Annotated in this window: 21 protein-coding genes; 8 read left to right on the plus strand and 13 right to left on the minus strand. The window is 63.4% G+C overall.

The window, feature by feature from the left end:
- Positions 1 to 3: 3 nt before the first annotated feature.
- Together Clow_RS10190 and clpS are read right to left on the minus strand one after the other, a co-directional pair.
- Positions 4 to 540 (minus strand): DUF2017 domain-containing protein, encoded by a 537-nt coding sequence (locus Clow_RS10190; protein WP_055178861.1) that lies wholly within the window; start codon positions 538 to 540, stop codon positions 4 to 6.
- A 118-nt stretch (positions 541 to 658) separates the two neighbouring features.
- A complete protein-coding gene (clpS, locus tag Clow_RS10195; protein WP_370871881.1) occupies positions 659 to 976 on the minus strand; it encodes an ATP-dependent Clp protease adapter ClpS in 318 nt (105 codons plus the stop codon).
- A gap of 111 nt (positions 977 to 1,087) precedes the next feature.
- Here clpS and Clow_RS10200 point away from each other — a divergent pair, with 111 nt between their 5' ends.
- The 3 genes from Clow_RS10200 (at position 1,088) to Clow_RS10210 (ending at position 5,863) form a co-directional block, all read left to right on the plus strand.
- Complete coding sequence (locus Clow_RS10200; protein ID WP_370871882.1) at positions 1,088 to 2,437, plus strand: nicotinate phosphoribosyltransferase; 1,350 nt, start codon at positions 1,088 to 1,090, stop codon at positions 2,435 to 2,437.
- A 108-nt stretch (positions 2,438 to 2,545) separates the two neighbouring features.
- The gene (locus Clow_RS10205; protein ID WP_055178865.1) at positions 2,546 to 3,889 is read left to right on the plus strand and encodes a PepSY-associated TM helix domain-containing protein; all 1,344 of its coding nucleotides are present in this window, start codon (positions 2,546 to 2,548) and stop codon (positions 3,887 to 3,889) included.
- Positions 3,890 to 3,895: 6 nt separating this feature from the next.
- Positions 3,896 to 5,863, plus strand: a complete 1,968-nt coding sequence (locus tag Clow_RS10210) for an ATP-dependent DNA helicase (protein WP_055178867.1) — start codon at positions 3,896 to 3,898, stop codon at positions 5,861 to 5,863.
- A 21-nt stretch (positions 5,864 to 5,884) separates the two neighbouring features.
- On the opposite strand, the gene serB is transcribed toward Clow_RS10210, so the two are convergent.
- The 3 genes from serB to nrdF form a co-directional block, all read right to left on the minus strand.
- Positions 5,885 to 7,129, minus strand: coding sequence for a phosphoserine phosphatase SerB (gene serB / locus Clow_RS10215; protein WP_055178869.1), 1,245 nt, complete (start codon positions 7,127 to 7,129; stop codon positions 5,885 to 5,887).
- 87 nt (positions 7,130 to 7,216) lie between these two features.
- Positions 7,217 to 8,914: an aa3-type cytochrome oxidase subunit I gene (gene ctaD / locus Clow_RS10220; RefSeq protein ID WP_055178871.1), complete on the minus strand. Its 1,698-nt coding sequence runs from the start codon at positions 8,912 to 8,914 to the stop codon at positions 7,217 to 7,219.
- A gap of 346 nt (positions 8,915 to 9,260) precedes the next feature.
- Positions 9,261 to 10,259 carry a class 1b ribonucleoside-diphosphate reductase subunit beta gene (nrdF, locus tag Clow_RS10225; protein ID WP_055178874.1) on the minus strand — a complete coding sequence of 333 codons (999 nt, stop codon included), beginning with the start codon at positions 10,257 to 10,259 and terminating at the stop codon, positions 9,261 to 9,263.
- Between the two features lie 273 nt (positions 10,260 to 10,532).
- Between nrdF and Clow_RS10230 the strand changes: the two genes are divergently transcribed.
- On the plus strand, positions 10,533 to 11,030 hold the full coding sequence (locus Clow_RS10230) for a ferritin (RefSeq protein WP_055178876.1): 498 nt from the start codon (positions 10,533 to 10,535) through the stop codon (positions 11,028 to 11,030).
- 161 nt (positions 11,031 to 11,191) lie between these two features.
- Here Clow_RS10230 and nrdE read toward each other — a convergent pair whose 3' ends face one another.
- The 5 genes from nrdE to Clow_RS10255 form a co-directional block, all read right to left on the minus strand.
- A complete protein-coding gene (gene nrdE / locus Clow_RS10235) occupies positions 11,192 to 13,348 on the minus strand; it encodes a class 1b ribonucleoside-diphosphate reductase subunit alpha (RefSeq protein WP_055178878.1) in 2,157 nt (718 codons plus the stop codon).
- A gap of 75 nt (positions 13,349 to 13,423) precedes the next feature.
- A complete protein-coding gene (nrdI, locus tag Clow_RS10240; RefSeq protein WP_055178879.1) occupies positions 13,424 to 13,864 on the minus strand; it encodes a class Ib ribonucleoside-diphosphate reductase assembly flavoprotein NrdI in 441 nt (146 codons plus the stop codon).
- Between the two features lie 70 nt (positions 13,865 to 13,934).
- Positions 13,935 to 14,168 carry a glutaredoxin-like protein NrdH gene (gene nrdH, locus Clow_RS10245; RefSeq protein ID WP_055178881.1) on the minus strand — a complete coding sequence of 78 codons (234 nt, stop codon included), beginning with the start codon at positions 14,166 to 14,168 and terminating at the stop codon, positions 13,935 to 13,937.
- A gap of 399 nt (positions 14,169 to 14,567) precedes the next feature.
- Positions 14,568 to 14,690: a type B 50S ribosomal protein L36 gene (gene ykgO / locus Clow_RS10250; RefSeq protein WP_005288826.1), complete on the minus strand. Its 123-nt coding sequence runs from the start codon at positions 14,688 to 14,690 to the stop codon at positions 14,568 to 14,570.
- Between the two features lie 95 nt (positions 14,691 to 14,785).
- Complete coding sequence (locus tag Clow_RS10255; protein ID WP_055178883.1) at positions 14,786 to 16,135, minus strand: sugar porter family MFS transporter; 1,350 nt, start codon at positions 16,133 to 16,135, stop codon at positions 14,786 to 14,788.
- A gap of 33 nt (positions 16,136 to 16,168) precedes the next feature.
- Between Clow_RS10255 and nadE the strand changes: the two genes are divergently transcribed.
- Positions 16,169 to 16,996 carry an ammonia-dependent NAD(+) synthetase gene (gene nadE, locus Clow_RS10260; RefSeq protein ID WP_055178884.1) on the plus strand — a complete coding sequence of 276 codons (828 nt, stop codon included), beginning with the start codon at positions 16,169 to 16,171 and terminating at the stop codon, positions 16,994 to 16,996.
- Positions 16,997 to 17,019: 23 nt separating this feature from the next.
- On the opposite strand, the gene Clow_RS10265 is transcribed toward nadE, so the two are convergent.
- Together Clow_RS10265 and Clow_RS10270 are read right to left on the minus strand one after the other, a co-directional pair.
- Positions 17,020 to 17,790, minus strand: a complete 771-nt coding sequence (locus Clow_RS10265) for a fructosamine kinase family protein (protein ID WP_211256959.1) — start codon at positions 17,788 to 17,790, stop codon at positions 17,020 to 17,022.
- Positions 17,790 to 18,224: a pyridoxamine 5'-phosphate oxidase family protein gene (locus tag Clow_RS10270; RefSeq protein ID WP_055178886.1), complete on the minus strand. Its 435-nt coding sequence runs from the start codon at positions 18,222 to 18,224 to the stop codon at positions 17,790 to 17,792. Before Clow_RS10270 ends, Clow_RS10265 begins: the two co-directional genes overlap by 1 nt.
- Positions 18,225 to 18,270: 46 nt before the next feature.
- Between Clow_RS10270 and Clow_RS10275 the strand changes: the two genes are divergently transcribed.
- From Clow_RS10275 to Clow_RS10285, 3 genes are all read left to right on the plus strand, one after another.
- Positions 18,271 to 18,858, plus strand: a complete 588-nt coding sequence (locus Clow_RS10275; RefSeq protein ID WP_055178888.1) for a TetR/AcrR family transcriptional regulator — start codon at positions 18,271 to 18,273, stop codon at positions 18,856 to 18,858.
- 79 nt (positions 18,859 to 18,937) lie between these two features.
- Complete coding sequence (locus Clow_RS10280; protein WP_055178890.1) at positions 18,938 to 19,834, plus strand: alpha/beta hydrolase; 897 nt, start codon at positions 18,938 to 18,940, stop codon at positions 19,832 to 19,834.
- Between the two features lie 29 nt (positions 19,835 to 19,863).
- Positions 19,864 to 20,628 carry an NAD(P)H-binding protein gene (locus tag Clow_RS10285; RefSeq protein ID WP_055178892.1) on the plus strand — a complete coding sequence of 255 codons (765 nt, stop codon included), beginning with the start codon at positions 19,864 to 19,866 and terminating at the stop codon, positions 20,626 to 20,628.
- Here the strand turns inward: Clow_RS10285 and Clow_RS10290 are convergent.
- A complete protein-coding gene (locus tag Clow_RS10290; RefSeq protein WP_169786585.1) occupies positions 20,625 to 21,767 on the minus strand; it encodes an ATP-binding protein in 1,143 nt (380 codons plus the stop codon). The two genes, Clow_RS10285 and Clow_RS10290, sit on opposite strands and share 4 nt — an antisense overlap.
- Between the last annotated feature and the right edge of the window lie 17 nt (positions 21,768 to 21,784).

Genomic DNA, 21,784 nt, shown 5'->3' on the forward strand with positions numbered 1-21,784 from the left:
GCGTTATCCCATCATCGCTTCTAGTAGAGAGTCTTGATGATATGCCAACCATTCCACCAGCCGCTCGGATTCCGGGGCAGTGCCGGTGTTACCCTGCGCTCCGGCGGCCACATAAAGGCGCAAATCATTGACTCCGGCCAGCCAGGCATGCACCTGCGACTCATCTAAGGTCACGTTCACCGAGCCGTCCGGCCCCAGGGCCTCCACGATCACCTGAAGGTTCTCCAGCTTGGCGCGCACGATGTCATTTTCGTGGAAGGAACGCAGCAGGGCGTTATCCCCCTCAAACTCCTCATCGCCCTCGCGCTCAAAGTCCGGCAGCAACCTCGCCAAAGACGGGTCGGTGGGAGCCTCCTTGTGTCCGGTGGAAAGCCCGGTGAGCTCGGCCAACTCATCCTTGGGGGCGGAGCGCACGCGCGCGATCAGGGCCTCGGAAACCGCCGAGGCCAGATTTCCCATCACCTCGCGCTCCATCGGATCAAGCACCGTGGAATACTTCGGCGCCCGCATGAGGCTCTTCTTCTTACGCCACTGTTGCATGGTGGTTATCTATTCTCCTTTAGGTTGAGGCCTGGCTTCTTGGCGGCTTATCGACGCCCCCTTATCAGCGTCCCTCTTATCAGTGTCCGCCTATCAGGGTCCCTGGGCGGCATACCGCCTAGCCCGCCTGCTGCATCGTCGCCCACAGGCCCGCCACCTGGAGCTTCTTCACGTCACCCTCCACCTTGTCGCGCTCCCCGGTAGATACGGCCGCCTTGCCCTCGGTATGCACCTGCATCATCAGCTCGGTGGCGCGTTTACGGTCATAACCCAGCACGGTCTGGAATACGTAGGCCACGTAATTCATCAGATTCACCGGGTCATCCCACACCACACACACCCAGGGAAGATTCTCCGCCGGGGCCACATCCACCTGGATTTCCTCATCCAACTCCGGCATGGCCATCGGGGAACTCATGGCAACAGGGCAATTCATGCCACACAGCCTAGTCAACACCCCCGCCCGGCGCGCGATACCACCCCTTCGCTCCCCTTTCGTGCACCGAATCCACCATCATAGCCCCGGCGGACGACTAAGGTAGTGCTGGTGAACGCACCAAGCACTTCCGCCACCGCCCTGCCACGGCAGCGCTCTACCTCCCTGCTAACGGATAAGTACGAGCTCACCATGCTGCAAGCGGCCCTGCGCGATGGCACCGCCCACCGCCAGTGCACCTTTGAGGTCTTTGCCCGGCGGCTGCCCAACGAGCGCCGCTACGGAGTAGTGGCCGGTACCGCCCGCGTGCTCCACGCGGTATCGGACTTCATCTTTACCGAGGAACAACTCGCCCACCTCGACTTCCTCGATGAGACCACCCTCAACTACCTGCGCGATTTCCGCTTCTCCGGGCATATCGACGGCTACCGGGAGGGCGAACTCTACTTCCCCTACTCCCCGATCCTCACGCTGCGCGGCACCTTTGGCGAATGCGTGATCCTGGAAACGGTCATTCTCTCCATCATGAATGCCGACTCCGCCGTGGCCTCGGCCGCCGCGCGCATGGTCACGGCTGCCGACGGCCGCCCCATCATCGAGATGGGCTCCCGCCGCACCCACGAGTACGCCGCCGTCTCCGCCTCTCGGGCGGCCTACCTGGCCGGGTTTAGCGCCACCTCCAATCTGGAGGCGTCGCACCGCTACGGTATTCCCGCCTCGGGCACCTCGGCGCACTCCTGGACGCTGCTGCATACCGACGCCGATGGCACCCCCAACGAGGCCGCCGCCTTCCGCGCCCAGGTAGAGGCCCTGGGCACCGATACCACCCTGCTGGTGGATACCTATGACATCACCCAGGGGGTGCGCACCGCCATCGAGGTGGCGGGCACTGGTCTGGGCGCGGTGCGTATTGACTCCGGCGATCTGGGTGTGATGACGCGCCGGGTGCGCAAGCAGCTTGACGAGCTGGGGGCCTATAACACCAAGATCGTGGTCTCCTCCGACCTTGACGAGTTCACCATCGCGGGCCTGCGCGGCGATCCGGTGGATTCCTTCGGCGTGGGTACCTCGGTGGTCACCGGCTCCGGCGCCCCCACCCCCGGCATGGTGTACAAACTCGTGGAGGTGGAGGGACACCCGGTGGCCAAGCGCTCCCGGGGCAAGGCCATGACCGGGGGCGCCAAGCGGGCGCTGCGCACCCATCGCTCCACGGGCACCGCCATCGAGGAAGTCGTGCTGCCCTTCGCCGCCCCCACCCCGGATCTGGGCGACGTGGAATCCCGCGCGCTCACCATCCCCCTTATGCGCGATGGTGAGGTGGTGCCGGGGCTACCGACCTTGGAGGAATCCCGCTCCTTCCTGGCCGAACAACTCATCACCCTGCCTTGGGAGGGCCTGGCGCTCTCCCGCGATGAACCCGTGATTCCCACGCGCTTCATCGGTTTTGATTCCCCGCTGTGATTTTTCCTGCTGCGGGGAACGCCGCGCGGGGGTGAAATGGGTGTTCCCAAAGGAAGATCGTTGCCCTTATGCCGGAACCTCTGGCCCAGGGGAGCCGACTTTTAAGGCATGAGTATTCCCACACAATCCCGCGCGGATTCCTCCCCGGAGGCTCCCGCAGAGCCCTCTCATCATTCCCGCCGTTCCCGCAGCGGCTCCCTGCGCCCCACGCTCTATCGCCTCCACGGCTGGGCGGGCGTGCTCGTGGCCCCCTTCCTCTTCGCCGCGGCGCTCACGGGGTTGCTCTACGCGCTTGCGCCGAGCCTGGAACAGGCCGCTTACCGAGATGTGCTCACCACTCAGAACACCGGGGAGCACATCCCCGTGGCCCAGGCCGTTGAAGTCGCCCAGCGGGTACACCCGGATTTGGAACTCGCCGGGGCGCGGATCAGCGATCGCCCCGAGGCCACCTATCGCATCTTGTTCAGCGATCCCGCCCTGCCCCAGAGTTATCTTCAAGCGGTATTCGTCGATCCGGTCAGCGGGGAGGTGCTGGGCGATATGCCGCAGTACGGTTCCTCTAACTCCCTGCCCCTGCGCTCCTCGCTGAGCAACGGGCACGCCAATCTCTGGCTGGGTGAGCCGGGGAGGTTCTATTCCGAGCTGGCAGCCTCCTGGCTGGGTGCCATGACGATCACCGGGGCTTTCTTGTTATTCCAGCGTTGGCGGCGCTCCACGAGCAAGAAAAACCGCCCCCGCCGCTGGCACAGCCTCATCGGCCTGGCCTGCATTCCGGGCTTCCTCTTCCTCACCATCACCGGGCTCACCTGGTCGGCCACCGCAGGCGGCACCATCGGGGATATTCGCACCCACTTCGATTGGCGCGCCCCCGCCCCGGATACCACTGCGGTCTCCTCTGCCCCCTTCTATCCCACCAGCATTGACACGGCTATCGACGCCGCCCGCCAGGCCGGCCTCACCGGCCTGCTCCACGTCACCGCGCCCGAGGAGGGCACCGTATGGGCTGTGTCCGAATCCTCCTCGCAGCCGTGGGTTTTTGCCTACGACGCCGTGGCGGTGGACGGTAGCACCGGCGGGATCGTCGAGAGCATTGACTTTGCTTCCTGGCCGCTGGCGGCCAAGCTCACCGAGTGGCTTATCCGCGCCCACATGGGCCTGCTCCTTGGTGTGCTCAATCAGGTGGTGCTGGCGGCCCTGGCCCTGGGCCTCATGGCCTCCGTGGTGCTGGGATACGTGATGTGGTGGCGGCGCGGTAAGGGTTCCTCCTTTGGCCGCCTGCCCGCCCCGCGCAGTTGGGAGAACGTTCCCCGCCCCGCGCTCATCTGCTTTTTGGTCATCATGGTGGCCTACGGAGTTTTCGCCCCGTATTTTGGGCTCAGCCTACTGCTTTTCCTGGGCGTCGATACCGCCTGGCGGGCGTTCCGGCGGCGTCGCACCCGCCCGCTACACTGAGTGACCATGCCCGATGCGCCGCTGAGTCCCTCCACCGATGATCTCCTCGAAGCCGCCGTTTCCGCCCTGGGCGGGGCGCGGCGTAAGGGGCAGGTGCGCATGGCTCAAGCGGTGAGTACTGCGATGGAAAGGGAGCGCCACCTCGCGGTGCAGGCGGGAACGGGCACCGGAAAGTCCCTGGCGTATCTGGTGCCCGCCCTGCGCCACGCTCAGGCCACGGGCACCACCGTGATCGTTTCCACCGCCACCATCGCCCTGCAAAAGCAACTGGTAGATCGCGATTTACCCCGCCTTGCCGACGCCCTGGAACCCCTCATGGAGCACCGCCCCACCTTTGCCATTCAAAAGGGCCGCTCCAATTATCTGTGCCTCAATAAAATTGCCCGCGAGGAGCCCGAGGAACAGGAAGCCCTGCTCGATGAGGAAGAACTGGGCTGGCTGGGCCGCCAGATGCGGCGCGTGACGGACTGGGCGCAGGAGACCGAAACCGGCGACCGCGATGACCTCGAACCCGGCGTGCCCGACCAGGTGTGGCGGCACGCCTCGGTGACCTCCAACGAATGTGTGGGCGCCACCCGCTGCCCCCACGGCGAGGAATGTTTTGCCGAACTCGCCCGCCAAGCCACCCGCAACGTGGACGTGGTGGTGACCAACCACGCGCTGCTGGCCATCGACGCGCTTTCCGACGCCCCCATCCTCCCCGAGCACGAGGTGGTGATCGTGGACGAGGCCCACGAGCTCGACGGCCGCATTACCGCCGTGGCCACCGCTCACATCACCGTCACCGCCTTGAACCTGGCCGCCAAGCGCGCGGGAAAACTCGGGGCGGACGGCCAGGACGCCAAACTTACCGAGGCCACCAAGGCCTGGGATTCCCACGTCCCCGCCCTGGAACCCGGCCGCTGGACCAGCGTGGACGATCACACCCGCACCCTCCTGGTGAGCCTGCGCGATGAAATCTGGGCCACCCGCTCCCGCATCGCCAAGGCCCCCGAGGGGGAGGCCACCAACGCTCCCGAAACCTTCGCGGAGCGCCACAATCTCTCCGCGCATCTGCTGGAACTTCACGACGCCCTCGTGCGCATGCTCGGCGTGTTCGAGACCTCCGATCCCAGCGAGCAGAGCGACGTCGTATGGCTCACCGTGGATGAGCGCCGCGGCACCTCACTCACCGTGGCTCCCCTTTCCGTGGCGGGTCTGCTGCACACCCGGCTTTTTGCCGAAAATACCGTGGTGCTCACCTCCGCCACGCTCTCGGTGGGCGGCAACTTTCAGGCTCTAGCCGCAGCCTGGGGCCTGCCCAAGGTCACCTGGGACGGCATTGACGTGGGCACCCCCTTTGACCCGCAGCGCTCCGGGATCATGTACGTGCCCACCGCGCTGCCCGACCCCGGCCGCGAAGGCCCCACCCCCGAAACCCTCGACGAGATGGCCGAGCTCATCACCGCCGCCGGGGGCCGCACCCTGGGGCTCTTCTCCTCCCGCCGCGCCGCCCAGATCGCGGCGGAGAAACTACGCCCCCGCTTGCCCTTTGACATCCTCCTTCAAGGCGAGGACAGCACCGGGGCTCTCGTGGATAACTTTGCCCGCAACGAGAACACCTGCCTCTTCGGCACGCTCACCCTCTGGCAGGGCGTGGACGTACCAGGGCGCTCCTGCTCCCTGGTGCTCATCGACCGCATCCCCTTCCCCCGCCCCGACGATCCCCTGCTCCAGGCTCGTAAGGAAGCCGCCGACGCCGAGGGGCGCAACGGCTTCATGGAGGTGGCCGCCACCCACGCCGCCCTGCTGCTGGCCCAGGGAGCGGGCCGCTTGCTGCGTTCAGTGAACGACAAGGGGGTGGTGGCGGTGCTTGACCGCCGCATCGTGACCAAGCGCTACGGGGGTTTTCTAAGCGCCTCCATGCCGCAGTTTTGGGCCACCTCAGACGGGGAAAAGGTGCGCGGGGCGCTGCGCCGCCTGGTGGCCTCCTAGTTTTTGGGGCCTGTTAGAGCATTACTCGCCCAGGGGCACGCGGCGGTAGGTTCCGGCCTCCTTTTCGGCGGCCTCCACCTCATCGCGCGGGATACCCAGGATATGCAATACCTCGTCAAGGAAGGGGTGCGTGACCGCGGTATCGGCTACCTCGCGCAGGGCGGGCTTGGCATTAAAGGCAATGCCAAGACCTGCGGCGGAGATCATATCAATGTCATTGGCCCCATCGCCCACCGCGACGGTCTGGTTCATGGCGATGTGGTTTTCCTCCGCAAAATCGCGCAGGAACCGGGCCTTGGCCGCCCGGTCCACCACCTCTCCGATCACGCGCCCGGTGAGCTTGCCGCCCTCAATTTCCAAGGTATTGGCCCGCACATAATCCACGCCCAAATCCTCGGCCAAGTCCTCCAATACCTGCGTGAACCCGCCCGAGACCACCGCCACCGTATAACCCATGCGCTTCAGGGTTCGCACGGTGGTGCGCGCCCCCGGCGTGAGCACGATAGCCTCGGCCACCTCGTCCAGCACCGATTCATCCAAGCCCGCCAGGGCCGCCACGCGCTCGCGCAGGGATTCCTCAAAGTCAATCTCGCCGCGCATGGCCCTCTCGGTCACGCGGGCCACCTCCTCCTCGCGCCCGGCGTGGGCGGCCAGCATCTCAATGACCTCGCCGGTAATCAGGGTGGAATCGCAATCAAAGCACACCAGGCGCTTAGAACGGCGGGCCAGGCCCGCCCGCTCCATCGCAATATCCACGCCCAAATCCTTGGTGCCCTCCGCCAGAGCCTTGCGCAGATCGGCCGCCCCACCGGAGGAGGGATCGGCCACGGTAATCGAGAGTTCCAGCCCAATCACCGGGTAATCGGAGATTCCCCGGATGCGATCAATATTGGCCCCGTGATCGGCCAGAATCCGGCCCACCGCAGAGACATCGGCGGCCTGTACCTCATTGCCCAGCACCACCACCACGTGCGTGGAGCGCGGGCGGCCCGTAATATCCGCGGCGTTGATCTCCAGGGTGACCTGCTGATCGAGGGGTTCGAGTGCGGCGGATAGTTCCTCCTCCAATCCCTCCGGGGTGGCGGTGGGCAGATTGACGAAGGCCGCCAGGGAAAGGCGGCCTCGGAAGTCCGATTGCTCTACATCGAGCAGGGGAATATCGCGGGCGGCCAGAACGTGAAAGAAGGCCGCCGAGACACCGGGCCTATTGGGGCCGGTGACGGTGACCACGGCGGGGACGGTGGCAGTGGGAGTCGTGTGTTCCATCGTTTTATTTTTACACACAGAAAGCCCCCTCCGGCGAAAAAACCGAAGGGGGCAAACTATGTAGTCAGTAGGAGGGTTCAGCAGCCTTTAGTGGCCGCCACCCGTGTGAGCCTCGCGGCGCATGCGCTCCACCATGTGCGGGTAGTGCAGCTCGAAGGCGGGGCGCTCCGAGCGGATACGCGGCAGGGAAACGAAGTTGTGGCGCGGAGGCGGGCAGGAGGTGGCCCACTCCAGGGAGTTGCCATAGCCCCACGGATCGTCCACGGTGACGACCTCTCCGTAGCGCCAGGACTTAAACACGTTCCACACGAAGGGCAGAACCGAGCAGCCCAGCAGGAAGGAGAAGATCGTGGAGATCTGGTTGAGCGTGGTGAAGCCATCGGTGTCCAGGTAGTCCGCGTAACGACGCGGCATGCCCATGTTGCCCAACCAGTGCTGCACCATGAAGGTTCCGTTGAATCCCACGAAGGTGAGCCAGAAGTGAATCTTGCCCAGGCGCTCATCCAGCATGCGGCCCGTCATCTTGGGGAACCAGAAGTAAATGCCCGCGAAGGAAGCAAACACCACGGTGCCGAAGAGGGTGTAGTGGAAGTGCGCGATGAGGAAGTAAGACTCAGAGAGCTGGAAGTCCAGCGGCGGGGAGGCCAGCATAATGCCGGTGAGGCCACCGAAGATGAAGGTAGCCATGAAGCCCACGGCCCACACCATCGGGGTCTCCCAGGTGATGTGCCCCTTCCACATCGTGCCCACCCAGTTAAAGAACTTCACGCCCGTGGGCACGGAGATCAGGAAGGTCATGAAGGAGAAGAAGGGCAGCAGCACCGCACCGGTAACGAACATGTGGTGCGCCCACACGGCCATCGACAGCGCACCGATGGACAGGGTGGCAAAGACCAGGCCCACGTAGCCGAACATCGGCTTGCGGGAGAACACCGGAATGATCTCGGAGACGATGCCGAAGAAGGGCAGCGCCAGCACGTACACCTCGGGGTGGCCGAAGAACCAGAAGAGGTGCTGCCACAGGATAGAGCCACCATTAGCGGGATCGTAGATGTGACCGCCCAACTTGCGGTCGTACAGAATACCCAGGGCAGCAGCCAGGAGGAGCGGGAAGATCAGCAGCGCGAGCACGGAGGCCACAAAGATGTTCCACGAGAAGATCGGCATGCGGAACATGGTCATGCCCGGAGCGCGCATACACAGAATGGTGGTGACCATGTTGATCGCGGAGGCCACGGTACCCACACCGGTGGCACCCACGCCCACGATCCAGAAGTCCGCGCCCACGCCGGGGGTGTGGATGGCGTCGGATAGCGGGGAGTACATCGTCCAGCCGAAGTCCGCGGCACCACCGGGGGTGATGAAGCCCGCGAGCATGGCCACCACGCCCACCTGGGTGAGCCAGAAGCCGAAGGCGTTAAGGCGGGGGAAGGCCACATCGGGGGCGCCGATTTGCAGGGGCAGAACGTAGTTGGCGAAGCCCCAGACGATCGGGGTACCGAAAGCCAGCAGCATCACCGTGCCGTGCATGGTGAACAGCTGGTTGAACTGCTCGTTAGAGAGGTACTGCAAACCGGGGGTAAAAAGCTCCGCGCGGATAAGCAGTGCCATCAGGCCACCGGCGAAGAACCACACCAGGGACATGATGATGTACATGATGCCCAGTTCCTTGTGGTCCGTGGTGGTGAGCATCTTCCACATCTTGGAACCCTTGCGGGCATTGCCGGTTGGTGCGGGACGGACGGGTTCGACGTAATTGTCGAGCCGCGGTGCCACAGCAGTCATTCGATCCTCCTGACTATGAGACAGCCCTCGGGAACACAGGGTTGTCCAAGTTTTCTACCGCTTCATACTAAAACACGTCTGCGCAGTTTTTCCAGCCGTCCCACCAGCCACAAAACCCCGCCCCACATGGATATTTGCCCTGGAAACATTCAGCTTTGGCAGCATCATCCCAGCCCCACGCTGGTAGGCATAGCCACCCCCAAGAACCAACAGCCCCACCCCACCAGTGACCTTTTCCACACTCTTGGGCGCGCAAGCGCCCCCCGATCGCGCTTGAAGCCCTAAAAACTACCCCCGGTGTGAATCAACCTTTAGGTTGAGCGCCCCCGTATTGGCGAACAGCTGGTTAGAAATCCCAGTCATCATCCGTCGTATTTTCCGCCTTGCCAATCACATAGGAGGAACCGGAACCGGAGAAGAAATCGTGGTTCTCATCGGCGTTCGGGGAAAGTGCGGAGAGAATCGACGGGGAAACTCGCGTCTCATCGGCCGGGAAAAGCGCCTCATACCCGAGGTTATTGAGGGCCTTGTTGGCGTTATAGCGCAGGAATCGCTTGACGTCCTCGGTCCACCCCAAGCCGTCGTAGAGGTCCTCGGTGTACTGGGTTTCATTGTCGTAGAGGTCGTAGAGCAGATCGAAGGTATATTCCTTGAGCTCATCGCGGCGCTGCTGGTCCGAGGCGCGCACGCCCATCTGATACTTGTAGCCGATGTAGTAGCCGTGCACGGCCTCGTCGCGGATGATGAGGCGGATGATGTCTGCCGTGTTGGTCAGCTTGGCGTGGGAGGACCAGTACATCGGGAGGTAAAAGCCGGAATAGAAGAGGAAGGATTCCAGCAGCGTGGAGGCCACCTTGCGCTTGAGCGGATCGGAGCCCTCGTAGTAAGAGAGCACGATCTTGGCCTTGCGCTGAAGATTCTCGTTTTCCTCCGACCATCGGAAGGCATCGTTGATCTCCGGGGTGGAGGCCAGCGTCATGAAGATATTGGAATAGCTCTTGGCGTGGACGGACTCCATGAAGGCGATGTTCGTAAGCACCGCCTCCTCGTGGAGGGAGGTGGCGTCGGGAAGCAAGGACACCGCGCCCACGGTGCCCTGAATCGTATCCAGCAGCGTCAGGCCCGTGAACACGCGCATGGTGGTCTGCTTTTCCAGCTCGTTGAGGGTGCCCCAACTCTTGATGTCGTTGGATACCGGCACCTTCTCCGGGAGCCAGAAATTGCCGGTGAGCCGGTCCCACACCTCAAGATCCTTTTCGTCCGGGATCTCATTCCAGTTGATCGCCCGAACGGGCTTGGTGTGGCTGGCCAGGTACTCCTCATAGGATTCCGGCTGCGGAGCCATAACACGACCTCCATCATGGTGAACGCTGCAAAGGCGATTGTCGCCGGCGCGGGAACGCGCGTCCCCCTACCCTACCGCCCTCTTAATTCCACCACAGCGAGCCATCGCACAGCGGCGCATATCCGCTTGATAACCGGGGTTCGGGGCGGATTTTATGCCGCCTCTGCCCCCGCATTTTCCGACGATTTTCCCACCGCCCACCTTCGCCTAACCTCACATTTATTCGCCTAACCTCAGATGACAAGCCCGATTAATCGGCCTATTCTCTGAATCATGGCTATCAACGACAAACTGGCAAAGGCATTCAACGAGCAGGTCACCATGGAGATCGAGGCTTCCTTGATCTACCTCCAGCTCTCCTACGTCCTCGACGACCTCGGTCTGACCGGCATGCGCGACTGGATGAAGGCACAGCACGATGAGGAGCTTGAGCACGCACACCGCTTCGCTCAGCACCTGCTGGATCGCGGCTACGTTCCGCAGATTCAGGACATCCCCACCCCCAAGCTCAACGTCTCCACCGCCAAGGAGGCCTTCGAGGCTTCCCTGGCCCACGAGGAGAAGGTTTCCGCCTCCATCCGCAACCTCGCCGCCCTCCAGGCCGAGGTGCAGGATTGGGATTCCCGCCCGATGATCGACTGGTTCCTCGATGAGCAGATCGAGGAAGAGTCCACCGTCTCCGAGATTCTGGACCGCATCACCATCGTGGGCGGCGACGGCTCCGGCCTGCTGCGCATCGACCACGAGCTCGGTGCCCGCGATCACGACTAAATGCCGCAGGCATAAATAATAAGGAGGGAGCCTCCCGGACCGCACCGGGCAGGCTCCCTCCTTTTCTATGCGCTCATGCTTGGCGACGCCGCGACCGGCCCCGCCAGAGCGCCCCACCAAGCGGGAGCGGCGGGCCGTCGCCAAGCAAATAAGACTAAGCCCTAGAGCATGCAGCTCACGCAGCCCTCCACCTCGGTGCCTTCCAGGGCCACCTGACGCAGGCGGATGTAGTAGAGCGTCTTGATGCCCTTGCGCCAGGCGTAAATCTGGGCCTTGTTGATGTCGCGGGTGGTCACGGTGTCCTTGAAGAACAGCGTGAGGGAAAGGCCCTGGTCCACGTAGCGGGTGGCCACCGCGTAGGTGTCAATGATCTTTTCAAAGCCGATGTCGTAGGCGTCCTCGAAGTATTCGAGGTTCTCATTGTCCATGTGCGGGGCCGGGTAGTACACGCGGCCGATCTTGCCTTCCTTGCGAATCTCGATCTTGGAGGCGATCGGGTGAATCGAGGAGGTGGAGTTGTTGATGTAGGAGATGGAGCCCGTGGGCGGCACGGCCTGAAGGTAGCGGTTGTAGATGCCGTCCTTCATCACCGCGGCCTTGAGCTCGGCCCATTCCTCCGCCGTGGGTATATGCGCGGTGGAGGCCTCAAAGATCGCCTTCACCTTGGCCGTGGTGAGCTGGAACTGCGCGGGGTCAAAGCGATCGAAGTAGGCGCCGCTGGCGTACTCGGAATCCTCGAAGCCCTCGAAGGTTTCACCGCGTTCGCGGGCGATCTTGTTGGAGGCGCGCAGGGCGGCATAAAGAATGGAGGCGAAGTAGGCGTTGGTGAAGTCCAGGCCCTCCTCCGAGCCATAATGAATGTGCTCGCGCCCCAGGTAGCCGTGCAGGTTCATCTGGCCCAGGCCGATGGCGTGGGCGGCGTCGTTGCCCTTGCGGATGGACGGCACGGAGTCGATGGCCGTTTGGTTGGACACGGCGGTCAACCCGCGAATGGCGGTCTCCACGGTGAGCCCAAAGTCCGGGGAGTCCATCGTCATGGCGATGTTGAGGGAGCCGAGGTTGCAGGAGATGTCGTCACCGATGGTCTCGTAGCTGAGGTCGGCGTTGAAGGTGGAGGGGGTATTGACCTGCAAGATCTCCGAGCAGAGGTTGGACATGTTCACCCGGCCCGCGATGGGGTTGGCGGCATTCGCGGTGTCCTCGAACATGATGTACGGGTAGCCGGATTCAAACTGGATCTCCGCCAGGGTCTGGAAGAACTGGCGGGCGTTGATCTTGGTCTTGCGGATCCGGGGATCCTCTACCATCTCGTCGTAGAGTTCCGTCACGGAGATGTCGGCAAAGGGCTTGCCGTAGATGCGCTCCACGTCGTAGGGGGAGAACAAATACATATCATCGTTGCGCTTAGCCAGGTCAAAGGTGATGTCGGGGATCACCACGCCGAGCGAGAGGGTCTTAATGCGGATCTTCTCATCCGCGTTCTCGCGCTTGGTGTCCAGGAAGCTCAGGATGTCCGGGTGGTGGGCGTTGAGGTACACCGCGCCCGCGCCCTGGCGCGCGCCGAGCTGGTTGGCGTAAGAGAAGGAATCCTCCAGCAACTTCATCACGGGAATCACGCCGGAGGACTGATTCTCGATGTGCTTAATCGGGGCGCCCGATTCGCGCAGGTTGCTCAGCAGCAGGGCCACGCCGCCGCCGCGCTTGGAGAGTTGCAGCGCAGAGTTGATGGAGCGCCCGATGGACTCCATGTTGTCCTCGATGCGCAGCAGGAAGCAGGAGACCGGCTCGCCGCGCTGGGCCTTGCCCTCGTTGAGGAAGGTGGGCGTGGCGGGCTGGAAGCGGCCAGACATGATCTCGTCCACCAGGTGCTCGGCCAGGGCGGTATCCCCATCGGCCAGGGCGAGGGCCACCATCGACACGCGATCTTCAAAGCGCTCTAGGTAGCGGCGGCCATCGAAGGTCTTAAGCGTGTAGGAGGTGTAGTACTTGTAAGCCCCCAGGAAGGTGCTAAAGCGGAACTTGAAGCTGTAGGCCCGCTTGAATAAATCCTTGATGAACTCGAAGTCGTAGCGCGCGAGCACCTGGGGGTCGTAGTACTTGTTCTCCACCAGGTAATCCAGCTTCTCGCGCAGGTCGTGGAAGTACACGGTGTTCTGGTTGACGTGCTGGAGGAAGAACTGTTTGGCCGCATCGCGGTCCTTATCAAACTGAATGTGCCCATCGGCGTCATACAGGTTCAGCAGCGCGTTCAGCGCATGGTAATCGGTCTGTTCGGCGGGAGCCACCGGCTCGGCCACGGCCTTTCCCTTTTCAGTCACTCTTGGACCCTTTCAGAAGCAACGAATATGAATTTTAAGTTATAAAGGCACCGCACAAGAGCAGGCGGTACAGGTTTAAGCGGCGGTGAGCGGAGCTTGCAGGCCCAAAGCCTCGGCGTTGCTGAGCAATCCCTCGCGGAGCGTTTCCACGTCCTCCGGGGTTCCCAACAACTCAAAACGATACACATAGGGCACGTGACACTTGGCGGCAATCACGTCGCCCGCCTTGCCATAATCGGTCCCAAAATTGGTGTTTCCGCTGGATACCACGGCTCGAATAAACGAGCGATTACGTTCATCATTGAGGAAGCGGATCACCTGGGTGGGCACCGGCCGGGAGTTCTGGTGGCTTATCGACGCCCCTCCGCCATACGTGGGGCACACCAACACGTAGGGTTCATTCACCCGCAGCGGTTCCTCCGTGCGCCGCAGGGGAATGCGCGCCGAAGGGAAACCGAGCTTGTGCACAAAGCGATGGGTGTTTTCCGTAGCCGAGGAGAAGTACACGATGAGCACTTCTACTCCCCTTCCTTAACTGAGATAAAGGTGAGGCCACCGCTTTTGGGTGGCCTGGGGTGGGATCGCTTTAAGCCACCTGCGCGGTGAGCTCTCGGATGCGCTCGGGGCGGAAGCCGGACCAGTGCTCGCCACCGACCTCCACCACGGGGGCCTGAAGGTACCCCAGGGCGAGGACGTAATCGCGGGCCTCTTCGTCCAAGGAGATGTCCACCAGCGTGTAATCCAGCCCGGCGCGGTCCAAGGCCTTCTTGGTGGCGTTGCACTGCATGCAGGCGGGCTTGGTGTACACGGTGATAGCCATAATGTCCTCAACTTCGCGCTCTCGGGGCTCTAGCGGCGGCCCCACAATAATGCTGAACGAATGTTTTACGCCGTTCCCGGCGACATGAAACGACACTATAATTTGTGGTGGATTAGCGCAACCAGCACAATATATAGTAGTTACATCTCTGATATTCCCAGTTGGCCCCCGGCAGCCACCCCACATGTTGAGACCCCACCCCTCCCCCTAACTACATCGTTGCGATTCCCACCTGCACTTTCCCATCAGGTGGGAAAATCACCATGCCCAACGTCTCCGCAGCTCCATAAAGTGATGTGAGACACCACTCCAAGCAGCAACAGTAAACCACAAGAAAGCCGCCCACCCCACGCGGAGGTAAGCGGCTTTCCTTCCTGGATTACCCAGGCGGCATCACAATTAGCCCTGGCGAGCCTTGAAACGCGGATCCTTCTTGTTAATCACGTAGACCTTGCCGTGGCGACGCACAACCTGGGCGCCCGGCTTGTTCTTCAGCGACCGAAGCGACTTGCGGACCTTCATCGGGCGCTCCTTCCTGTATGCGCTACTTTCCTGTGGCCGCCACCTCAATGTGGGCATACGCACCCAAAAGCACGGCCATGACACGGAGGGAAATACTACCGCACCGCCGTATCACTGCCAAAACGCCCCTGGAAGATCGCCTCCACCTCGCTGAGATCCCTGCCCGTTGTCTCCGGCACGCGGTAGCGCACGAATATCAGCGCCACCACGCCCAAACCAGCAAAGAGCAGGAAGGCACCCTGCCCGCTCACCGCCTCCACCAGGGGCAGGAAGAACTGCGCCACCGCCCAGTTAGCCAGCCATAGAGCCAGCCCGGCCAGCCCCATGCCCAGGCCGCGCACCCGCATGGGCACCAACTCAGAGATGAGCAGCCAGGTGGTCAGCGATACCGCCGCCTGCTGGGAAACCATGAAGAGCGCCATCATCACCAGAGCGATCCAGGCGGCCGCCGTGTGCTGCGCGGCAAAGGAGTAGGCCACCGCCAGGGCCACCAGGGAGCCGATATTGCCCAGCAGCCCCAGGGTGAGCAGGCGCTTGCGTCCCACGCGGTCCACGATCCGCAGGCCTATGTAGCAGGAGATCACGCTCACCACGCCGATCACCAGGGAGGTGTGCACGGAACTCTCCACGGCAATGCCCACGCTATTCATCATTGTGGGAGCAAAATACACCACCGCATTAACGCCCGTGATCTGCTGAATCACGCCCACTGCCACGGCCACGCCCACGGCGGCGGCAATCCAGCGGTGTTCGCGCAGCACGCGCCACTGGGCTCGGGCATCGCGCGAGTCGCTAGAGCCAGTACCTATGTCAGTCAGCCGCAGCCCCACGCGGGCGGCGGTGCGCTCGGCGGCGTCGATAAGCCCCTTGGAGGCATACCAGGCGGGAGTATCGGGCAGGAAGAACATGCCGATGGCCAGGATAAGCCCCGGTACCGCCGCCAGGCCCAGCATGAGCCGCCAGTTTCCCGTGGAGGCCACCGCGGAGTTCACCATGTAAGCGCTGAGCTGGCCCACCACGATCATCAGAGTGTTGAGCGAGACCAGCCGCCCGCGCACCCGCGCCGGAGCCATCTCCGAGATATACATGGGCACCACGATGCTCACCGCGCCCACCGCCAACCCCAGCACGGCGCGCGCCGCCGTCATGGTGAGCACACTGGTGGCCGCCGCGCAGGCCAGGGAGGCTCCCACGAAGATCGCCCCGCCGAGAATCAGCGTGCGACGCCGCCCCAGCCGCGCCGCCACCGGCCCCGAGCCCACCGCACCAATGGCCGCTCCCGCCAGCAGCGCGGAGGTCACCAGCCCCTCTTGGTAGGCCGTCATCCCCATCTCCGGGGAAAGGAAGAGCAGCGCCCCGGCCATCACGCCTGTGTCATAGCCGAAAAGGAGCCCGCCAAAGGCCGCCACGAGCGCTACAGTGAGCACATAAGTTCGTTCACGCACCCGCCCATCCTGCCACCGGAGGAAGCAAAACCCATGCCGCCGCTGCCCCACCGCCTGCAAGAGGAGATCATTTCCGCCCTGCATACGCGCCCCTTAATCGATCCAGAAGAAGAGGTGCGCCGCCGCGTGAACTTCCTGGTGGATTATCTGCGCACCACCGGGGCGCGCGGCTTCGTGCTGGGCATCTCCGGGGGGCAGGATTCCACCCTGGCCGGAAGGCTCGCCCAGCTCGCCGTGGAGCGCGCCCGCCCCGCGCGGTTCTGGGCGCTGCGCCTGCCCTATGGCGTGCAGGCCGATGAGGAGGACGCCCAGGTGGCTCTGCGCTTCATCCGCCCCGATCACCAGGGCACCATCAATATCAAGGAGGCTACCGACGCCCTCGCTACCGCCAGCGCTGCCGCTCTGGGCACCGCGCGGCTGAGCGACTTCAACCTCGGCAACGTCAAGGCCCGGCAGCGCATGGTGGCCCAATACGCCCTGGCAGGTCAGGAAAACCTGCTGGTGATTGGCACCGACCACGCCGCGGAAAACCTCACCGGCTTCTTTACCAAGCACGGCGACGGCGCGGCCGATCTGTTGCCGCTGGCGGGGCTGACCAAAAACCAGGGGGCGAGCCTGCTCGAATACCTCGGCGCACCACCCTCGACCTGGACGAAGGTGCCCACCGCCGACCTCGAAGAAGATCGCCCCGCACTGCCCGACGAGGAGGCTCTGGGCGTGACCTATGCGCATATCGACGCCTACCTAGAGGGCCGCCGCATACCCGAGGAGGCCGCCGAGCGCATCGAGCACCTGTGGCGGGTGGGCGATCACAAGCGGCACCTGCCCGCCACTCCCTTTGATACGTGGTGGCGGGGCTGAGCTGGCCCTTAGCTCCCTGCCATCTAGGGCTGCAACGCCAGCGCGGCGCGGGCCGCGCTAACGAGCTCCGGGGCATAGCCCGGACCGTGGGTGAGCGTGTGCACCGCCAGGGGGTGCAACTGGTGCAGCGGGATACTCTCGCGCCAGTCCTGGGGCAGTGGAGGCAGGGCCGCCTCCTCATAGCCGGCGTATATCTCCTCTAGGTGCGGGGCGCCAAAGAGCGCCAACATCGCCAGATCGGTCACCGGGTGCCCGCCGTGGGCGGCGGGGTCGATGAACACCGGGCCATCCTCTCCAAAAAGCAGGTTGCCCGCCCAGAGATCGCCGTGTAACCGCGCCGGAGAGCTCTGCCAGCCGCGATTCCGCATGATCTCCTCTAGGGCAGCGCAGGCCTGCTGCACCTGTTCCCAGCCCTGCGCGCCCAGATTGCCCGCCTCATAGGCCCGGCGTGCAAAGGGCAGCACGCGCTGCTCGGCATAGAATCGGGACCACTGCTGGGTAGGAGTACATTCCTGGGGCTGCGTGCCGATGTAATTGGGGCCCTCCCACCCCGGAGGCGGGCTACCAAAAGCGGGTGCCCCGGCGGCGTGGATGCGGGCTAACTCCCGCCCCGCCACTCGGGCGGCCTGCGCGGTGAGCCGCACTGCCTTTACTTCCCTGGTGGCTAGGTGCTCATCGCTGACCTCCACCACCTGCGCCACATGCTCGCTGGCCTCAGCCAACCAGCTCAAGCCCGCCGCCTCCGCGCGGGCCGAGAGATATTCGCGCGGATACTTGCGCACTATCTCCACCATCAGTAGCGCTCCGGCTCCTCCCCCAGGGCAAAGGAGCGCCCGCTCAACTCTTCCGCCGTGATGCGCACGTAACGGTACTTGAGGGTGGGCACCCAGGGGCGCAGCGGCAGGGAATCCGCATAGTCGATGTCCGCCTGGTTATCCAGGGCCGTGGCCGTGCCGCGCAGCACCACCGACCACGCCGCCCCATCGCGCACCTCATCGGCCTCAAAAAGCACCTCGGGGTTGAGGCTGAGGCTAAAGAGCTTGGTGCCCTCGGCCGTGCGCAGGTACACCTCACCGTGCTGGTCCACCACGTAGTTCACCGGGAAAATATCCATTTCCTCGCTGCGGCGCACCACCAGGCGGCCCAGGGAGATGCTGCGGAGTTTATCCAGGCACTCCTCAGCGGAAAGCGCCTGCACACCAGAAGAATCACGATCATGGTTACACATAGTTTTCATTCTATGCGGCACATATTCATGGCGTATCGTCCACGCTATGACAGAGCACAGTGCCAAGAGGCCGCTTCGCGCGGATGCCGCCCGCAACAGGGCACGGGTTCTCGACGCCGCCGAATACGTGCTCGCCCGCGACGGCTCGGCGGCCTCCATGCGGGAGATAGCCCGCCAGGCGGGCGTGGGCCTGGGCACCATATATCGGCAGTTTCCCACCAAAGAATCCCTCTTTGAGGAGATCATTGCCGAACGCCTCAAGCGATTCCTCGAATACGCACGCGCCGCGCTTACTCACGACGACCCCAGCGCCGCCTTCTTCGACTTCTTCGCCTTTGCCGTGCAGGAATCGGCGGGAGAAAAAACCCTCGTGGATGCCCTCACCGAGGCGCACCGCGATCCCCGCATTGGATTTGCCTCGCAGGTTCGGGAGTTAGAAAACACCACGGAAGCGTTACTTCGCCGCGCGCAGAAAGAAGGGAGCGTGCGCGGCGACGTCGCCCTGGCCGAGGTGCTCGCCCTCATCCTCGCCATGTGCGCCGCCTCCGATCAGCAAAATTGGGGGGAAGAACTAAGAGGTCAAACGCTGAACGTCATCTTCGACGGGCTGCGTAGCAGCACCGCCGATCATTGACAAGCGGAACAGGGATTCCGTACATTCGGGAAACGGATCAATCGTTCCGCTTTCCCTCTCTCCATAAGGAGCCCCACCCGTGCGCACACCCGTGACCTTCACGAGCCACAACATCGACATCTCCGGCGTTCTCTACATCCCCGATGACTTCGACGGCCGCACCCTGGCCGGCGTCGTCGTTGCCCACCCCGCGGGAGGCGTCAAGGAGCAAACCGCTGGCCGCTACGCCGAGGAGCTGTCCAAGAAGGGCTTTGCCACCCTTACTTTCGACGCCGCCCGCCAGGGCGAGAGCGGCGGCCTTCCCCGATTCCTGGAGGACCCCTTCCAACGCGCGGAGGACATGCGCTCCGCGTTCACCTACCTAGCCACCCGGAGCTTCGTGGACGAAAATCGCGTCGGCATCCTGGGGGTTTGCGCCGGTGGCAGCTATGTTTCCTATACGGCTCAAACGGACCGCAGGATGCGCGCGGTGGCCACGGTCAGCGCCGTCGATCCCGCCGGTGAACTGATGGAGGACCCAGAAACCCGCGAGTTCCTGCTCAATCAGGCCGGAATCCTGCGCAATCTCGCGGGCCGGGGCGAGGGAGAGTTCCTCACCCACGTCAATCCCGGCACCCTCGCAGAGGCTCAGGCCTACCCGGAGCGCAGCATGTTCCGAGAGTCCTATGACTACTACATTGCCGAGCACACCGCGCACCCGCGCTCTATCGGGTGGGGAATGTTGCAATTCGACGTCCTCGCGCACTATCACCCCTTTGAGCACCAAGACTGGATTGCCCCGCGCCCGCTCCTCATGATCGCCGGTACCGAGGCCGATACCCGCCACTTTTCTGAGGAGGCCGTGAAACTCGCCGGCCCCACGGCGGAGCTCTTTGACATCGAAGGCGCCTCACACATGGACCTCTATGGTAAAGACGAGTTCGTCACCCCCGCCGTGGAAAAACTCTCCGAGTTCTTCACCGAGAATCTCGATTAATTCCCGGCCGCACAACCATAAGGAGCCCCGTGGATACCATAAAGAACCTGCTTATTATCGGAGCTACCGGCCAAATTGGTCAGGTGGTAGTAAAGGAAGCACTCGCCGCCGGGATACAGGTAACGGCCCAAACGCGCAATACCGAGCGCGCTGCGCAATTACTGCCGGAGGAAACGCATATTCTCCGCGCCGACCCCACCGACGCCGCAGCCCTGCGCCCGCTGCTCCGCGACGTCGAGGGCATCATTCTCACTCATGGCGGCGACGTCGATGGGCGCCAGGGGCAGAGCTTCTATGATGTGGTGGCCGCGCTCCTGGAGGCCAGCGAGGACAAGCCGGATACCCCTATCGCCCTCATGACCTCTATGGGAGTATCCACGGTACCGGCGCGCTACGAGTTCGTGGCGTGGAAGCGCCGCGCCGAACGGCTCGTGCGTGCCTCGGGGCGGCGCTACACGATCGTGCGCCCCGGTTGGTTCGGCTACGAGGCCCCGGGCGACCAGCAGATCGACCTGCGCCAGGGCGATCTCCTGGGAGGGCAGCCCGGCGTGAGCATCGCCCACGTGGCCCAGGTGCTCTTAGGCGCCCTCACCGCGCCGTCGGCAGCGCGCAGGACCGTCGAGCTCTTCTCCCAGGCCGGGGAGCGCACCACCGACATCGAGGCGGCATTTTCCCCCACGCGGGCCGACGAGCACGGCGTCGGGAAAGCCATTCTCGACGCCGTGGAGGTGCCCCTGGGCGAGGAACCCGCGGTGGTGCAGGAGGCCCTGAGCCGGTTCTCACGCACTGCTTAGTCAATGCGGCCGAGCCGGTCCGTGGCCCGCAGGTAATCCGCAAGGTAGGGCACCGTAAAGGCCACCTTGCCGTAGCCTGCTGGTTCGATGAGGTCCGTCTGGATAAGCCGGTGACGTGTATCGGAGATAGACTTCACCGGCTTATCCAATGCCTGAGCGACCTCCCCGATGGGGCAGGCTTCCGTTCCATCGACTACCGCCGCCATTACCTCTAGGAACTCCCGCTGGGTGGGGCTAATCCCGTGCACGGCCGGGGCATGCACCTGTACCCCCATCACCGAAATGGCTTCCTGTGCAATGGCCTCAATATCTTTCGACTCAACGAGGGTTGCGCCCCGCTGCCGCGCCCGATTCCAGCTCAAATACCCCACGAGTTGCACCAAGAATGGGTATCCCCTGGATATTTCCACCGCACGGCGTACCGCAGCATCGCTTAGTTCTATTCCCGAGCCTTCGGCGGTAGAGTGAAAAGCCACCACGGTATTCTCCGCAGAAAAAGAACCTAAGAGTTGAAGGTGAGCCCGCCTAAGAAAGGTGGCACCGGGCAGGTTTAAAAGGGCATTGACCCCCTGCGGCAAACCCGCCATCACGATCGCTATGTTCAGCTCGTCTCTCACCACGTCCTGATAGGCCACGGCCAATTCGGTAAGGTCCTCCACCCGTGCATCCTGAACCTCATCCACGGTGAGCAGCACACCGGTTTCCCGATATGACTCCGCCAATTCCCGCAGCTGCGTAGCCAGCGTCGGTTTATACCCTTGGGGTGCCTCGTCACTAAAACCTAGCGAGCCGACGCCGCTAATGCCGATGCTATTAATTCTCCTGCGCGTTGCCTCCCCTCCTTCCTGCACGGCCCTGGGGATAGAGGTTTCCACCAACTCCTTGACGAGGTTGCTCCTCCCCGTGGCGCGTAGCCGCGCCCACCCTAGTTCGGCCGCTATATCCTCTAGCTCATTGAGCAGCACCGTTTTCCCTATCCCCCTCATGCCGCTAATCAGCATGGAACGGCTAAAGGCCCCCGGGCCGGAGCGCAGCGCATTGCGAAATGCCTCCGTGGTGGCTGCGCGGCCTACCCAAAAGGCAGGCGGCACCCCAAAGGTAGGGCGGAACGGATTGCTCGTATCATCGCTCGTGTTCACGGCGTCCATCCTATGCC

The sequence above is a fragment of the Corynebacterium lowii genome, from assembly GCF_001412085.1.
In the GTDB taxonomy this organism is placed as follows: Bacteria; Actinomycetota; Actinomycetes; order Mycobacteriales; family Mycobacteriaceae; genus Corynebacterium; species Corynebacterium lowii.